Below are 15,854 nucleotides of genomic sequence, written 5' to 3'. Positions count from 1 at the left end.
CATGTAAAGGATTCAAGCAAACCTGTGCGTCAGCGCTATTTGATGCTTATGAGGAGGTCCAAGACCCGCCGTTAATATGAATAGCTTGCCCCGTCATATAAGATGATTCATCAGCTGCTAGCATAACGAACGGCCAAGCATGTTCCGAAGGTTGGCCAGGACGGCCCATTAATGCATCTTGCCCAAAGTGCTCAACGCCGTCTTCATTAAAGGACGATGGAATAAGTGGTGTCCATACCGGACCTGGTGCTACTGAATTAGCACGAATTCCTTTCTTAGCTAGACTTTGTGCAATACTTCTGGTAAATGCAGTAATGGCACCTTTTGTTGCTGAATAATCCATGAAAATCGGATTACCCCGATAAGCATTGATGGAAGAGGTGCTAATAATTGAATCTCCCGCCTTCATATGCTTGACAGCAGCCTTTGTTAAATAGAATTGCGAGAAGAAGTTCACCCGGAACACCTCCTCCATTTGTTCATCCGATATATCAAGTACATCTTCACGAACAAATTGAATCGCTGCGTTGTTCACCAATATATTAATCTTGCCAAATGCCCCGACGGTCTTTTCTACTAATTCCACGCAATGATCAGAGTTTTTAATATCGCCAGGCAGTAATATGCATTGTGCACCTTCCGCCTCGACTAGCTGCTTGGTTTCCTCTGCATCTTGATGTTCATCCAGATAGGAAATCGCTACATTTGCACCTTCTTTAGCATATAGAATCGCGACCGCACGGCCGATGCCACTATCGCCACCTGTAATTAAAGCAGCTTTACCTTTTAGTTTATCCGAACCTTGATAATCCATCGGTTGATGTGGCAGAGGGTTCATTTTTGATTCGATTCCCGGTTGTTTGGTTTGGTGTTGACGTGGTGTCCCGTCCTTTTGCATATCTTTTGGTTCCATGATAATCGATTTACCTCCTTGATGACCTATATTATTTTTTACATGGTAATTAACTGTTCCACGGGTAGAGTGGAGGTAAACTTACTTACCGGTAATGAAGGGCGAGCTTCTTTAATATTTCTGCATCTTTATAGAATTGATTCACGTCATCCCTTTTGACAAACTCTAAATAAGCATAAGTAGGTGTATTCGATGGTTCGAGTTTTTGAAAATAGGTTAACCATGTTGAGCAGCCCTGTTCTAAAGGGTACCGTTGGTGTTCATCCCATTGAAATACATGGACATTACTAATATGATCGCTTAATTGTTTTAATGCGGATATGTTAGCAGATTGTGACCTTATCCAGAGAGGCTGCCAGTAGCAGTATAAATTGGGTTTATTCACTTCGTTGATCAATTGAATGGCTGCGGTTTCACTTTCCGTCAGTGTTTTTTCATGTAATTCTACATGGACACTTTTATTATTTTCTCCCGCAACATCGCATAGCATTTGCGTTTCTTGAACATATTTTTTCCAATCTGAGTGCGTAATATCTTTCGGGCTCTTATTTCCACCCCAAATCCGTAATTGATGCGCTCCGATTTGATCTGCAATTTTTATGCATGATTTAAAGTAAGCTAACGGACTTTCGTTCAACCGGTAATAGGTACCCAGTGACGGTGTTTCAATACCAGCTTTTCTGCATTTTTCTTTAATGGATTGGATATATGCTGTACTTTTTTGCAAGGTTAAATGGACATCTGTTCCCCATTCAATAGCTTCTAGACCTGATGTTTCCACGATATGAATAATTTCTTCTGGAGAAAGCTTTCTGAATGTAACCGAGCATAGTCCAGTTTTTAACATGTTAACACCTGCCTTTTATTCTTTGATTGCACCACCGAGAATACCCGCGACAAAATAACGCTGCATAAATAGAAAGATAATAAAAATGGGAATAACCGAAATGGTTGCGCCAAGCATCAGCTGACCATAATCAATTGTATCTTGATTTGCTATCGTAGCTAAAGCTACAGGGAGTGTATACATATCCTTTGTAATTAAAGACACTAACGGCCAAAGGAAATTATTCCATTGAAAGGTAAATAAAAAGATACTAACTGCTGCTAGTGCTGGAATCATAGTCGGTAATGCAATTCTAACAAAAATAAAGATTTCACCTGCCCCATCGATTCGTGCAGATTCTAGTAAGGAATCTGGGATGGATTTCATATTCTGCATAATCAGAAATATGGCAAATGGATACGTAAGCTGTGGAAGAATGACTGCGATATGTGTATTAAGTAATCCGAAATTAGCAAATAAGTTAAATTGTGGTATAACAAGTGCCTGATAAGGGATCATCATCGATAAAATAAACATAGCAAAAATAATTTTTTTACCTCTAAAATGATACTTAGCAAAAGTAAAACCTGCAGCAGCACTTACAATGCCAGCTAGAATTGTAAAGGTAATCGTTATGATTGATGAATTAAGTAATGCTTTCCAGATGTCTACAGAACCCATCAAACGCTTCAAATTCTCAGCAATAAAATCACCTGGTAAAAACTTCGGTGGATAAGAGAGTATTTCATCTGTTGGGTTAGTAGAACCAATTACCATCCAATAAAAAGGCGCTACTGTAAACAGGACTCCCAATAATAAGAGGACATAAATGATTAGTTTATTCATTATGGAAGATCTCAATTTTTATCCCCTCCTAATTTAAATTGGACATAGGTTAATAAAGCGATAAATCCGACCAATACATAGGCAATGGCAGATGCATATTCAAAATCAAAAAACTGAAATCCATTTTCATATAGATACATAGTTATGGTAGTCGTTGCGTTAACTGGACCTCCATTGGTTAGAATATAAGGCTCATCAAATAATTGAAAGGAACCGATCGTAGACATGATCAGACAGAATAATAATACAGGGCGCAATTGGGGGATCGTGATCGAAAAGAATTGCCGGATTTTAGTTGCCCCATCAATACTAGCCGCCTCATATAAGTCTTTTGAAATAGACTGTAATCCCGCAAGAATGATTACCATATTATACCCTGTCCATCTCCAAGTTCCTTGTAGAATGATTGATACCTTAGCCCAAAAAGGGGTATTTAGCCAACCGATTGAGTCGATGCCTACTAAACTCAATAAGAAATTAATTAGTCCATTTTCTTGATTTAGTAATAACAAAAAAATAACGGATGCCCCAACCAGTGAGGTAACAGCTGGAGTAAAATAGGTTAACCGAAAAAAGTTTTCTAGTTTAATTAATCCCGAATTTAATAAGGTTGCTGTTAGTAATCCTAATATAATAACAGATGGAGTTTGAATAACACCGATGATTAAGGTGTTTTTCATCGCTTCATAAAATAAAGGATCTTGAAACAGACGAATATAATTATCAAAACCTACAAAACTTGTTTGTCCTGCTTCTGATATTTGAAAACTAAGCAGCAAAGAACTCACAATGGGGTAAGCAATAAACAAGGAAAAAAACAGAACTGCCGGTGCTAATAGAACGAGAGGTGCATGTTTCTTTCCAATATCCAAACGATGAATACTCATGGTGGGTCTTTCCATATTAATCCTCCTCGCTTGATTCTCGCCCTGTGCTGGACTGTAGTTTTTTTAATACGGCTTGTAAAGCTTCTTCAGGGTTTTTATTTTGCAGCATCATAGAAGCTAATTCATCTGAATAGGTAATGTTCGCACGTAAATAGTCCGAAGTATAATTTACATTAGGTACTTCTTCGGAGATCTCTGCAAATAACTGCAGCACCTTTTGATTTCCAAAGTACGCATTTCCTTCCTTAAAGATTTCTTCTTCATATAAAGGGGTATAAGCAGGGAACATAAAATAGTTTTCAACTAAGCTAGTTAAACTTTCCAAGTCAGTAGTAGCGAACTTAATGAATTCATAAGCTGTTTTTTGTTTATCAGAAGCATTAGGTATAACAAAATTTGATCCACCATCTGCAGCTGCATTTGTATTACCCTCTTTAAATTCTGGTAATTTCATGACTCGCCAATTCCCTTTTGAGTTCGTCACCTGCTGCATCAAACTTCGTGACCACCACACAGCACCGGGCACTGTAGCAACTTGACCATTTTGCAGTGATGCGATCCTTCCATCCCAATTTGTTACATTAGCTGCAATCCCACTATGAAATAGTTCACTCATTAATTGAAAAGCTTTCTTTGATTCCAAGGATTCTGCTGTAATTTCCCCGTTCTCGTTAAAATAAAAACTTCCTTGTTGTTGTAATAAAATTTTATACAAAGATATATCATCATTTGCCATAAAGCCAAGCATATCGATACCAGTTTCATCTTTAATTGTTTTTCCCGCATCAATATAGTCATCCCAAGTCTTGATGCTTTGTGGATCAACATTAGCATCTTCAAAAACATCTTTTCGATAGAATAAACCTACAGGTCCAATATCACCTGGCAATCCAATTAAGTTCCCCTCTTCATTTGATAATGCAGCAACTTTTGCTTCAGGCAAGTCATCAGCATATTGATCAAATCCAAATTCGGTTAAATCCACAAAACGATTCGGAAAATTGTTGTTATAAATAGGTAATCGTTGTTCCTCCATCTGCACAATATCTGGCAGTTGGCTTGATTGGCCTGATGCTAGACCAGTTGTTAATCTTTGATAGACTTGTTCAACTCCTTGATTGTTTACATTGATGTTAATACCGGGGTTACGCTCTTCGAATATAGGCGCTATATCTTCTAGATGTTGAGCCCAACCACCCCAAGCCCATACGGTAATTGTTCCTTGCATTTTTCCATTTGCAACATTAGTTGTATTTTCCGTTTTGCCTAATAAACTTATAATAATTACTGTGAATAGTAATAGAATAATACTAAAAATAACACCTTTATATTTCATAGTCTCATCCTTCCTTCTTAACAAATGTTTCAGATTCACGTTGGACCATTCTGAATCCATAACGCTCTTGAAAGAAACGAGGCACATTCTCGAACACGGGAGGTTGGGTCCCGCCATAAATTGCTGAGACTAATAAGTTATTTCCTTGTGAGATGTTAGCTTCCAACGAAGGTAAAAGACTAGGATTTGAAGTAAGAATATTCGTATTTGGCTCTGTAGTAATCACTTTCCCTCCATTATCATAACCATGTAAGTTAATAATGGCGGAATACAAGTTACCATCAGATACATAAGAACGATTTTCCTCTTCATGTATCCCTGCGTTTGTATCTTTTAGTACATCTGGTTTCGGGATGCTAAATGCACCTTCAATTCCTTGTAAGTTCCTAGTTGAACGAATTTCATGGATACGAATATGCCAATACTTAAATGGTATGAGGTATGTTCGTATTTGAACATCGCGCCATGGATACCATTCTGAGAAGATATAGTTTTCATGTAAGGATATCTGAGTACATTCTCGTCGAAATCGAAATAGGTCATCATATTCACTTAATGAAAGCATGGAATCCCCAGCCATTTGTGATCGTAGGTAATTGGAATGTGCAATATTAAACCCAAAAAGATTGGAGTACACAAATTTTGCATATTTTTCGGCATTATGCAGATGTTCCGTTTTAGAATATTGTCCAGAAGTGTATAAATAAACTTGATCGCTTTCTGGACGGATACTTAACATTCTAGCTTCTTTTAGTAATTTTTTTCCCCTTAGTAATGGCAGGTCCTCTTCATTCGCTTTCCAAAATGTGTGATCCTTTGATAAAGCGGTAATTATTAATGCTTTAAATGCCCAAAAGGAAGAGCCTGGGCTATTATATCCTTCTGCCATAATCAGATTTTGATACGCATAGCCAATTGGCAGGAAAGCATTGTATTCAATAATCGGCTGTTTCACCCACCAGCGTAAATTCCGGAGGATAATTCCTTTGATAATTTCGATACGAAAAGGTTTTATATCACAGAATGCAAGTGCACTCCAAAAGGCAGATTGAGCGAATTTATACGTCATACTCCTTCCGAAAGGTACAGCATCTCCTTTAGAAGAGAACCAATAAATAAAATCGTCAGCGAATAATAGAGCTCTTTCTTTATAGGTTTTGGCTCTTTTTGCATCCTTCTCTTTCATAAAATAGGCATAAAGTAAACTAAAAAAATGAAAACCAAAGGAAACATAATAATCCATTTGATTTGGTGAACCATCTGCATACCATCCATTACCTAGATACAGACTTTCTATTATCTGGAGCGATTCATTTTGTTTTTCAGTATTTAGAGGAACGCCGACATTCTCTAGCCCAATATTGACGATGATTCGAAAAAAATGCCAATTATTATTCGGTAGGTTAATATGATTAACTTGTTGTAACCAATCGACTAAGTGTTCTTGTTGTTTTATAGTCAAGTTATTCCAAAGCACGGTTTCATTTAATAGCAGGGAATAGCCTAATACGGCCATTTCTACGGCTCTTTGGTCTTTATCGTTCAAGATCCCCCAATATTCCGCCGACGACGGGTCAATACCTTTTGTAATCTTGTTCAAGATAGTTTGATTAATCGATCTGTTTTCAGAATGAGCAAGTGATGCCTCGCCCCATAATGGTCTAAGTATGGATTCGATTTCAGTGATTCCTTTTCCATAGGCTGTGTCCGTATAATCGAAAATCAATTGATTTTCATTGTGAAGCTTTTTTTCCACATGTTCCACATAACTCTGAATAAATTTCTCTACATCATTTTTTGTTTGCAAAGCTGATCTCCCCAATACCAGTAGAAATTTGACTTGCATATAGCTTTGTCTTGCTGTAGCAGACAGTACAAATGAATATTGGTACACTAATTCCAAAAAACAAGGATATTCCTGGAGCTAATAGTAAGAATTGCAACCATAAAATTAAGAAACAAACCATTAATACATTTAGTGGAAAGTAGTAGAATGCTGCTATAAAAGATAACTTGATCATTTGCTTTACTGAAAATGTTTTATTTGTAGTTTGGAGAAGAGCAAGATGGATGAGTACAAATATAGATGTAATAAGGACAGTAATACTTCCATAAAAAGTTGCTATTCCGAATAAGTTCATTACGTCAAATGTAATGTTTATATTCGTTATCGCAATAATTCCAAAGAGTATAGGAGTAATGGATGCTAGATTGATTGGTATGAATGCTGTTTTAAAAGTTTCAAGAAACTGTTTAATTATATCGCGATAAGAAAGCAACGCATTGTTTAATTCTTTTTGGATAGCCTTGATAGAAGCTGACAAAGCAGGAATGAAGCCAAATAAAATGCCACCTAATAACGTAAAGATGATGAAAGCGATGTTTATAAGGCTAAAAAAAATCAACCACTTTATGAATCGATGAATAGACGTTATAGAATCCCCCTCCTTTTAATAAAGCGTTTACATTTGATGTTAATTTGCTCTGATCAATTTGTCTTATCAATTGCAGAAGTACATTATTAATTTAAGAAATAAAAGAAAGTAACACAATGATTAGAGTCTTTAATATCCCCTGTCAGTAAGATGCATTGCACGAGCTTCTTTTGTTTGCATAAATCATTGCAAATGCATGTCCGTGCTCTTTTAATTATTTCCAGAAATTAAAATCATTTCATTTGCAGGAAATATTAAATCTAGATAGTATGTAAACTATATAAATATTATTTTGAATTTAAGCTATTTAGTTGAATATAAAGAATTTGTCCCATCCTTAAAAAAAGTATGCATATCGAATGGTTTAACTATAAGGAAGGTATTTTTTAGATAGGGGGATTATTATAATGAAAAGCACAGGAATCGTAAGAAAAGTAGATGAGTTAGGACGGGTGGTCATTCCGAAAGAGCTTCGTTCCTCATTAGATATTGAAGTTAAAGACCCCATGGAAATCTTTGTTGAAAATGACAAAATTATTCTGCGAAAGCATCAATCTGCCAATGCGTGCCAAATTACAGGTACTGTATCTAATGATAATCTTACACTTGCGAACGGAAAATTAACCCTAAGTAGAACGGCTGCAAAAGACCTTATTGAAGAATTGGAAAAAAATTTAGGTGATTCCGATTAAATCTTATTCAACCGTGGACACGGATACACCAATCAGCTCAAAATATGATATGTTGAGCTAATCAGGTATCATCTACGGGGGATTATGAAGTTTGCTTGGATGCTAATATGGTTGTATGGTTTTCTATTCCTTCGTAATACCATGAATAGTATCTAATAGCCATGTCTTTAGGCACATCATGCATAGTGGTAACTTTTGCTGGTCTTGCGCGAGAAATAATTTTTATCGAAGACAACCCCAGCTTCTTTTGTAGTATGGTCTCTGTTACCATTAATCTTTCTATTTTGTCTCTACTGGTAATGAAGACTTTTGTTGCTATAGCGCCTTTTTTTATCTGGATAAAAGAACCGTTAAGTGCATAACTACTAAATAAACTACTTAGTAGTTGTGATACGAGGGTTAAACTAAACATGATTGTTGCTAGGTACCAAAAACCAGGAAAAAAGCAATACAACATGACAGGGAAAAATAACCACAAATAAATGGTTCTTAATAGCTTTACGATGATAGAGGATGTAGGAATTTTGGTCATGTCCTCCTCGATTTCAAACGCTGAAATTACTTCCGGAATTAACTTTTTTGCTTTATTTTTATGTATAAATGGAAATAAGATATGGGAGGCTTTGACATCTTCATCTGTATCGCTTGAGCTAATCATTTTTACCTTTACTATATTTAAGAACTTATGAATAAACCCACTGTTAATACTGAGAGCTTGGATTCTATCTTTGGGTATGGAAAAATGAGCAGTATTTAATTTTCCTTTTTCAATGTAGATTCGATACGGATCGGAGGTTACATTGAACTCACCATACTGTAAATATGTTTTTAACACACCATAGACTATGGATAGACAGATCAAAATTATTATTCCCATTGTTAATCTGAACCAAGAAGATTGGAAGAATCCGATAATATCTCCAACATACGCATCAATCTGAAAGAATTGATTGACTTCAGAATATACAGAATAAATTAAGGTTAGAAAGAATAGTAATCTGAGAGATGTAAGCGAAGCAATCAAAATTTCTCTTCGCTTGATCTCATAATGCTTTTTGATAGAAGTGATTTCTTGTGAATTTTTTTCTATGTCCTTCCTATTTTCTTCCTCGGTTATATAAACCTTGCCCAAATCCGAAAGTGTTGTTTTAATATGATTAGCTTCCTGAAAAGAAATCATTTCTAGCTTTATAGAATCATTTTTGTCACTAGAACCAGCATCAATTAGTAAAGTTGTTAAACCAAACAATCGAGGAAAAAAAGTCGTATTTTGATGTAGACCTTGAATATTAGCCAAGGGAAAATGCCTATGTAAAGTAACAAACCTCCCTTTTTTAATAAACAATTCTTCTTCATCTATAGAATAACCAAAATGTTTCCATTCCAATAGAATGGAAACGATTTGATAGATTACAAAGAGTATAATAAGCGAAATACCATATGCTGAAAATATAGAAGTTGAAGAAAATCCGAATACAAATGAAAGGAAAATACAAAAGAAAATAAAACCTTTTATAGATTTTACAAGTTCAAATAACATCCATAATGGATGTGATTTTCCTAGTTCTGTTCTGTTATCCTTCATAGCATTATTTTTCATTTCCCTCCTCCTTTGACGTTTTCCTTTTATTAATTCCTGATAAATAGGCAATATCATTACGAATCTCGCTAGCTGTGTTTTCGGGAACACTAGGTATTTCATGGACATAACCGACTGTACCAATTTTTATAGTTGATAAATGGTATTTCTTTAATATCGGTCCCTGGTAGGTATCAACAAAATAAACTTTGTTCATTGGTATAATCATATGTGTTTTTCTAATTGCACCACCATGTTTTAATTGAATACAATTACTGTCAATTTCGTATCTCCACGTTTTTTGTTTATATACCGGTATAACAATAAGCTCTATCATTGCAGATAGACATACAATTGCTGCAACTGCGTATAGAGCAATTTCAATCCAATGCGGCCAATCATAATAATGATGTAAATAGAGAAAAAATGCCACGACAACCAAAAAAATAAATGAAGTAAGGGCATCTGTTATTCTCCATACCTTTATTGCGTCTGGTGATATCCGTTGAGTTGGTTCCTTTATTTTATACACAATTACTCGCTTCCTTTATTCATACTTTTACCAATTTCGTTCTACACGAAAGATATCGAAAAAGGATCGTCAAATCTTTCGTGTAGAAACTAGCTCCTATTTGAAGAGGTACAACATACCAGATAAGATGGCCTTCTTTGCCTGCAAATTAAGCAGGATGTTTTTGATCTCCTAAATTAAGAAATATTTCTTCTAAAGATGGCTCATCGACTTCTATTCTATACACGTCTACATTGTTTTGTACGAGTATCTTATTAATCTCAGGAATCACATTGTCCTCTTTAACGAAAAGTTCGGAATAAGTGGGTGTCATATCTGCATATTCCACAAGCAAATCTAAATCCTTCTTTAATCGTTCCTGTTGAGCTTCCGAGATCGAACGATGTTTGATATGGATGGCAGTATCCTTTTGATATTGCGATCTTAACTGTTCCATATTCCCTTTGGTTTGTATCGTTCCTTTGTTCATGATTGCAACCTCGTCACACAGCTTTTCCACTTCGTCCAGATTATGAGAGGTTAAGAAAATGGTAGTGCCATTTAATGCTATATCTTTAATAATTGAATGTATGTTTAAAACGGAATTAGCGTCAACTCCAGAAGTAGGTTCATCAAGAAATAATATATCTGGTTTATTGATTAAGGCCTGCGCAATGCCCAATTTCTTTTTCATTCCAAAAGAAAACTGTTTTGTTTTTAAATGGATGGCATCTTCCAGCTCAACTCGTTTTAGAGTTGTTATTAAGTCTTCTTTCGTTAGAGATAATTTTAATAATTTACTGAAATACTTTAAATGATCTAAGGCTGTAAAATCCTCATAAAACGTAGAGTAATCTGGCAATACGCCTATTTTATGACGTATTTCTTTTATGGAATTCCCTTTGTACCCAAGGATTTCGAACGATCCATCAGTGGGATTTACAAGTCCCGTGATCATATTTATAAAAGTAGATTTACCAGCACCGTTTTTACCTAAAAATCCAAAAATCACGCCTTTTTTAATACTTAAATTGATGTTATTGACCACTGTATTTTTTCCGTATGTCTTTGTTAAGTTGTGAGTCGTAATTGCGTCCATTACAAATCCCTCTTTCTAAATATCATTAAACTGAGTGCTAAGTATATACACGTAAAAACGGCTGTGAAATACGTGAAAAAGGTTTCTTCTTGAGTGTAATAAAAATAAGGTGTGATATAGCTTAATGCTGTAATCAATATATTATTTGTTCCGATACTCCATAATCCAATGATTGGTAAGCCGATAGAAACCGTAATCCCTAAAAACATAGTTAATGATGGCTTACGGATGATAGTTGAAAGAAATATGGTGAACCCTATAAAGTAGGAAACAAAAACAATACATTGAATTAGTTCCAAGAAAAAAAATGAGTGAGAGAACGGAATAATAAGTAATAAAGCGATAAGCAAACATACTATCCAAAATAGTAAGTTTCCAAGAAATTTCCCGACAATAATACTTTCTCTTGAAGTCTTGGTTACTAAAAACCGAATCGTTCTAGAGTCAATTTCTTTATTAATGGCACTATGAGATAAACTAGTGACAAATAAGGGGGATGCGATGAAAAGGAGTGTCATTAATCCCCCTGCATATGCGTTATCACCTAAACCGAGATCTTTAAGTTGCGCTTCAAACTGACTAATCAGTTTTGCTGCCCCAGTGGTAACCCCAAAAAGCACGATAATGATGATTAATGAACGGATACTTTTAAATAATGTTCTAAATTCTCTTAAGCATATAGTAAACATCTGGTCACACCTTCGTATATATTTTGCCTATCTATCTTTTATTACGTACAAGAGCCATTACACCGGCAATGAAATAGGCAATTCCTCCAAACAGCCCCATAAATAACGTAAATAATGTACTCAGGATTGCTGTAATAATTAAAACCTTACCTGCCGTTTTCGCCTTATTTCTTTTCAAAAGGATGATTGAGATAACCCCTAAGCCAATACTAATTAGTGAAATAACAACAAAGTATAACGTACTATTGCTTAAAAAGTTTACAACTTGATCAGCATTTACAGCGGTTATGTTTTCGTCCTTTATAAATTCTTGAACTAACTCCTTTGTTTGAGCATTATTTTGGGTACTTCCCAATAAAGTAACACTCCCTATTAGCAAAAAGGAAAATATAATTACCCCAATCACAGTCAGTAGTATTTCAGCAGTGCGTTTCATTTTTACCTACCTCCAAATTGATATAGATTGATTGCTGATCTCTAATCAACTTATCATATGTTCAAAGATAATTCCACCTTTTTTTTAATTAAATTAAACAAAAAATAAATTTTATTTATTATTTTGGTGAAAAAATGTTTGTTTTTATTGATGTATGTGGTAATATAAAATAAAGAGAGGTGGTTAACGATGCATACCAAAGATATACCTGCTTGGATTTTAGCTTTAGATAATGAAGATATCGAATTTATTAGGAAATTCGTTTTAAGCTCAGGTTCGTTAAAGCAGATAGCAAAAAGCTATGAGGTATCCTATCCCACCGTAAGAACCCGTTTAGATAGGATCATTCAAAAAATAGAATTAAATGAAGACATAGAGAAAGAACCTTTAATTAATTATGTCAAGCAATTGGCAATTGATAGCCGCATTAGCTTAGATGATGCTAAAAATATAATTGATAAATATAAAGCTGAAAGGATGGATCATTAATGAATGAGTTCGTATTTTTATTTATCTGTATAGCAGCCTTTGCTGTACAATACTTTCTATCGACACGCAGCAGTGCGTATTGGGGAGCTATTATTCCTGTGATTTTTGTATCCGGTCTTACTTGGATGTTTGCATCTAATCGTATCGAAAGTACTACCGCCTATATCATCATTCTTATAGTTGGCATCATTCTTCTAACAGAAGAATGGCACCGGGGAAGAAAATCGCTACAAAGAAACAGAAAGAAAGAATTAGACAAAATGAAAACATATGATTTAAAATAAAAGGTAAGGTACGATAAGCAGTTAAAAGCTTGGGTATCATTCTTATTAAGAAGGTCTAAAATTAGGAAAAGGGATAGAGGTCACGCTCTACCCCTTATGTAATCCTACTCACTTTCAAAGGAATTAGTTAATAATGCTGTCGATTTTATCACTGATCCATGAGAACGTTGCACCGTTCTTGATCCAGTTGATAACCGTTCCTTTGTTAGCCCAAGCCCACTTAGCTGCTTTAGTACCTAACTGTGCTACAAGTTTTAGAAATGCTGCCATTCTATTTCACCTCCTCAAAACCTATTCTGTATAAGGGATAGAGGTCACGTCTCCATCTCTCGCAAATCTACCAAATTACAAAGGAATTAGTTAATAATGCTGTCAATTTTATCGCTGATCCACGAGAACGTTGCACCGTTCTTGATCCAGTTGATAACCGTTCCTTTGTTAGCCCAAGCCCACTTAGCTGCTTTAGTACCCAACTGTGCTACAAGTTTTAAAAAAGCTGCCATTTGTATTTTCACCTCCTTAAAACCTATTTTGTGTAAGGATAGAGGTCACGTCTCTATCTCTCGCAAATCTACCAAATTACAAGGAATTAGTTAATAATGCTGTCAATTTTATCGCTGATCCACGAGAACGTTGCACCGTTCTTGATCCAGTTGATAACCGTTCCTTTGTTAGCCCAAGCCCACTTAGCTGCTTTAGTACCCAACTGTGCTACAAGTTTTAAAAATGCTGCCATTATGCTCACCTCCTTCCGACTTACAATTATTACTATAACGAAACAAATGTCATAATTCAACATTATTTTAAAAAATTTACATATTTACCATAATTATACATTGTCGTGTAGGCTGGGCAATAACCGTTGTTTTATTAAGTTAATGGTCGATAGATTAATAATCTACGAGTTCAGCGTGTCTAAATCTATCACATCGAACTGGGTCGATCTTATTTTACTTAGCGATTGATGGAAATGGTAACGTGTTTTTCTCTTACACTTGCATGCAATTGGCTGATTTTGGGTATAAAAATAAAAAACCTAGGATCGGAGGTCACGTTATGGGGATTGCCTCAGATAATGTTACTCAAACGTCGCTGTATACAGTGAAATCAAAATATGCAGGTCGGAATTTGCTTTCGGGGATTCTGTTTGGAATTGGATTAGCAGCATTCATTGATGAAACAGTGTTTCATCAGCTATTACGCTGGCATCATTTTTATGATCAATCAACAACAGATGTAGGGCTGATTTCGGATGGTTTTTTCCATGCATTTAGTTGGTTTGCAACCATTGGTGGATTATTTCTATTTGCAGATCTACGCCGAAGGAATGCATTATGGTTTAAACGGTGGTGGGGGAGTGCAATGCTTGGTTCGGGTTCGTTTCAGCTGTATGATGGGATTATTCAGCATAAATGGATGCGGATTCATCAAATCCGTTATGTTGATAATGTCTTCGTCTACGATTTCGTCTGGAATGGTATAGCGGCAATCATGATTATTATAGGTATTGTACTGGTTTTCCAAACACGAAAAAGAGCCAATCCTTTAAAGGGGCTGAGCTTGGATGACTAACTATGGAATGCATGGAAGTGGAATGCGGCTGGAGTGGTTCCTTATTGTCATGCTTATATTGGCAATTGGTATCTATACAGGGTTAGGTATTTTTTCAAAACAAAAAACGCATCTAAAGCCGTGGCCCCTGTTTCGTTATGTTTGTTGGTGGTTTGGAATAATTGCAATGGGGGCTGCCTTGATTGGACCTGTTGCAGGAAAGGCGCACACAGACTTTACTGTCCATATGATCGGCCACTTATTTCTTGGCATGTTAGCCCCCTTGTTGATTGCCCTTGCAGCACCAATCACGCTTATTCTGCGGGCACTTCCTGTCCACGCAGCACGTAGATTATCGATGCTATTAAAAAATAGATTGATTCGTCTCTTTCGGCATCCAATAACAGCGTCGTTGCTCAATATTGGCGGTCTTTGGCTGCTGTACACGACGGGATTATACGAGCTGATGCAGCAGCATATGCTGGTTCATGTATTCGTACACTTTCATGTATTCGCAGCTGGATATTTATTTACCATCAGTATGATATATATAGATCCAGCACCCCATCGATTTAGCCATATGTATCGTGCTATTGTACTGGTGTGCGCTCTATCGGGACATGCCATATTATCGAAGTACATTTATGCGAATCCGCCTGTTGGTGTACCAAAGGATCAAGCCGAAACAGGTGCGATGCTAATGTATTATGGCGGAGATGTAATGGATGGTATTCTTATTTTTATACTTTGCCTGCATTGGTATCACGCAGCACGTCCAAAACAACGAATGGCCATAAGTACAAGTTGAAAAAAGCATGCAGACAAGTGCTGCATGCTTTTTTATCCTAGTATCCTACTTCTACTGCGGCATTTACGATATACATCAAGTCGTTCTCATCATTTTTATCCTCTAAAATAATCCCGCTAGATGTGGCCATTCCTCCATCGGTTACATCCACATCTACAGTACCATAAGGGATTGCCTCTTTTACCTTGTCGATATGGAGGGATTCGCGATCTAACGGAACCGCAAGTCGAACAGTTACGCTCATGTTTTCCAGCCGTTGTTCGGGAAGACTTTTTTCAATGCCAGGCATGGAGTTCGACCAGATGGCATTTTCGACCGCACGAACGGCTGCTTTCGTTATATCTTGTCCATGAACATCGATCCCCATTCCAGTTTGAATAAAGAGAATTTGATTCATTGTAAAACTCCTTTTTTAGGTAGAGTTGTAACTTATAGAACGATTCCCAGCTAAGCATAGAAATAAACCTAGCGAC

At 36.1% G+C, this 15,854-nt stretch carries 21 protein-coding genes; 5 read left to right on the top strand and 16 right to left on the bottom strand.

Annotation, left to right across the window (positions count from 1 at the left end; genetic code table 11):
- Positions 1–46: 46 nt before the first annotated feature.
- The 7 genes from M948_RS30255 to M948_RS30225 all read right to left on the bottom strand — a co-directional run bounded on the left by M948_RS30255 (position 47) and on the right by M948_RS30225 (position 7,213).
- Positions 47–913, bottom strand: a complete 867-nt coding sequence (locus M948_RS30255) for an SDR family oxidoreductase (protein ID WP_021290200.1) — start codon at positions 911–913, stop codon at positions 47–49.
- Between the two features lie 85 nt (positions 914–998).
- Complete coding sequence (locus tag M948_RS30250; RefSeq protein WP_021290199.1) at positions 999–1,760, bottom strand: sugar phosphate isomerase/epimerase family protein; 762 nt, start codon at positions 1,758–1,760, stop codon at positions 999–1,001.
- A 15-nt stretch (positions 1,761–1,775) separates the two neighbouring features.
- The gene (locus M948_RS30245; protein WP_021290198.1) at positions 1,776–2,600 is read right to left on the bottom strand and encodes a carbohydrate ABC transporter permease; all 825 of its coding nucleotides are present in this window, start codon (positions 2,598–2,600) and stop codon (positions 1,776–1,778) included.
- Positions 2,597–3,487, bottom strand: a complete 891-nt coding sequence (locus M948_RS30240) for a carbohydrate ABC transporter permease (protein WP_021290197.1) — start codon at positions 3,485–3,487, stop codon at positions 2,597–2,599. Before M948_RS30240 ends, M948_RS30245 begins: the two co-directional genes overlap by 4 nt.
- Before the next feature lies 1 nt (position 3,488).
- Complete coding sequence (locus M948_RS30235) at positions 3,489–4,808, bottom strand: ABC transporter substrate-binding protein (RefSeq protein WP_021290196.1); 1,320 nt, start codon at positions 4,806–4,808, stop codon at positions 3,489–3,491.
- A 4-nt stretch (positions 4,809–4,812) separates the two neighbouring features.
- Complete coding sequence (locus M948_RS30230; protein WP_021290195.1) at positions 4,813–6,615, bottom strand: DUF2264 domain-containing protein; 1,803 nt, start codon at positions 6,613–6,615, stop codon at positions 4,813–4,815.
- Entirely contained in the window at positions 6,599–7,213 is a 615-nt protein-coding gene (locus tag M948_RS30225) for a DUF624 domain-containing protein (RefSeq protein WP_021290194.1), read from the bottom strand. The genes M948_RS30230 and M948_RS30225 overlap by 17 nt, the downstream gene beginning before the upstream one ends.
- A 437-nt stretch (positions 7,214–7,650) precedes the next feature.
- On the opposite strand from M948_RS30225, the gene M948_RS30220 reads away from it, so the two are divergent.
- Positions 7,651–7,935 (top strand): AbrB/MazE/SpoVT family DNA-binding domain-containing protein, encoded by a 285-nt coding sequence (locus tag M948_RS30220; RefSeq protein ID WP_021290193.1) that lies wholly within the window; start codon positions 7,651–7,653, stop codon positions 7,933–7,935.
- A gap of 82 nt (positions 7,936–8,017) precedes the next feature.
- On the opposite strand, the gene M948_RS30215 is transcribed toward M948_RS30220, so the two are convergent.
- The 5 genes from M948_RS30215 to M948_RS30195 all read right to left on the bottom strand — a co-directional run bounded on the left by M948_RS30215 (position 8,018) and on the right by M948_RS30195 (position 12,249).
- On the bottom strand, positions 8,018–9,535 hold the full coding sequence (locus M948_RS30215; RefSeq protein WP_021290192.1) for a PH domain-containing protein: 1,518 nt from the start codon (positions 9,533–9,535) through the stop codon (positions 8,018–8,020).
- On the bottom strand, positions 9,525–10,046 hold the full coding sequence (locus M948_RS30210) for a PH domain-containing protein (RefSeq protein ID WP_021290191.1): 522 nt from the start codon (positions 10,044–10,046) through the stop codon (positions 9,525–9,527). The genes M948_RS30215 and M948_RS30210 overlap by 11 nt, the downstream gene beginning before the upstream one ends.
- A 148-nt stretch (positions 10,047–10,194) precedes the next feature.
- A complete protein-coding gene (locus M948_RS30205) occupies positions 10,195–11,124 on the bottom strand; it encodes an ABC transporter ATP-binding protein (RefSeq protein ID WP_021290190.1) in 930 nt (309 codons plus the stop codon).
- The gene (locus M948_RS30200; protein WP_021290189.1) at positions 11,124–11,813 is read right to left on the bottom strand and encodes an ABC transporter permease; all 690 of its coding nucleotides are present in this window, start codon (positions 11,811–11,813) and stop codon (positions 11,124–11,126) included. The genes M948_RS30205 and M948_RS30200 overlap by 1 nt, the downstream gene beginning before the upstream one ends.
- Positions 11,814–11,844: 31 nt before the next feature.
- Positions 11,845–12,249 (bottom strand): DUF4064 domain-containing protein, encoded by a 405-nt coding sequence (locus tag M948_RS30195; protein ID WP_021290188.1) that lies wholly within the window; start codon positions 12,247–12,249, stop codon positions 11,845–11,847.
- A gap of 189 nt (positions 12,250–12,438) precedes the next feature.
- On the opposite strand from M948_RS30195, the gene M948_RS30190 reads away from it, so the two are divergent.
- Positions 12,439–12,738, top strand: a complete 300-nt coding sequence (locus M948_RS30190) for a DUF2089 family protein (protein WP_021290187.1) — start codon at positions 12,439–12,441, stop codon at positions 12,736–12,738.
- Complete coding sequence (locus tag M948_RS30185; protein WP_021290186.1) at positions 12,738–13,022, top strand: hypothetical protein; 285 nt, start codon at positions 12,738–12,740, stop codon at positions 13,020–13,022. Before M948_RS30190 ends, M948_RS30185 begins: the two co-directional genes overlap by 1 nt.
- Before the next feature lie 123 nt (positions 13,023–13,145).
- Here M948_RS30185 and M948_RS30180 read toward each other — a convergent pair whose 3' ends face one another.
- The 3 genes from M948_RS30180 to M948_RS30170 form a co-directional block, all read right to left on the bottom strand.
- Complete coding sequence (locus tag M948_RS30180; protein ID WP_021290185.1) at positions 13,146–13,292, bottom strand: aureocin A53 family class IId bacteriocin; 147 nt, start codon at positions 13,290–13,292, stop codon at positions 13,146–13,148.
- Between the two features lie 86 nt (positions 13,293–13,378).
- The gene (locus tag M948_RS30175; RefSeq protein ID WP_021290185.1) at positions 13,379–13,525 is read right to left on the bottom strand and encodes an aureocin A53 family class IId bacteriocin; all 147 of its coding nucleotides are present in this window, start codon (positions 13,523–13,525) and stop codon (positions 13,379–13,381) included.
- An 86-nt stretch (positions 13,526–13,611) separates the two neighbouring features.
- The gene (locus tag M948_RS30170; protein ID WP_021290185.1) at positions 13,612–13,758 is read right to left on the bottom strand and encodes an aureocin A53 family class IId bacteriocin; all 147 of its coding nucleotides are present in this window, start codon (positions 13,756–13,758) and stop codon (positions 13,612–13,614) included.
- Between the two features lie 320 nt (positions 13,759–14,078).
- On the opposite strand from M948_RS30170, the gene M948_RS30165 reads away from it, so the two are divergent.
- Complete coding sequence (locus M948_RS30165) at positions 14,079–14,594, top strand: DUF2243 domain-containing protein (protein WP_021290184.1); 516 nt, start codon at positions 14,079–14,081, stop codon at positions 14,592–14,594.
- Complete coding sequence (locus tag M948_RS30160; protein ID WP_021290183.1) at positions 14,587–15,381, top strand: cytochrome c oxidase assembly protein; 795 nt, start codon at positions 14,587–14,589, stop codon at positions 15,379–15,381. Before M948_RS30165 ends, M948_RS30160 begins: the two co-directional genes overlap by 8 nt.
- A gap of 37 nt (positions 15,382–15,418) precedes the next feature.
- Here the strand turns inward: M948_RS30160 and M948_RS30155 are convergent, their stop codons facing one another.
- Positions 15,419–15,778, bottom strand: a complete 360-nt coding sequence (locus M948_RS30155) for a Lin0512 family protein (protein WP_021290182.1) — start codon at positions 15,776–15,778, stop codon at positions 15,419–15,421.
- Positions 15,779–15,854 lie beyond the last annotated feature (76 nt).

Origin of the sequence: Virgibacillus sp. CM-4 (genome assembly GCF_000445495.1) — a bacterium.
Lineage (GTDB): Bacteria > Bacillota > Bacilli > Bacillales > Amphibacillaceae > Virgibacillus > Virgibacillus salexigens.
This window is presented reverse-complemented; position numbering and strand designations above follow the sequence as displayed.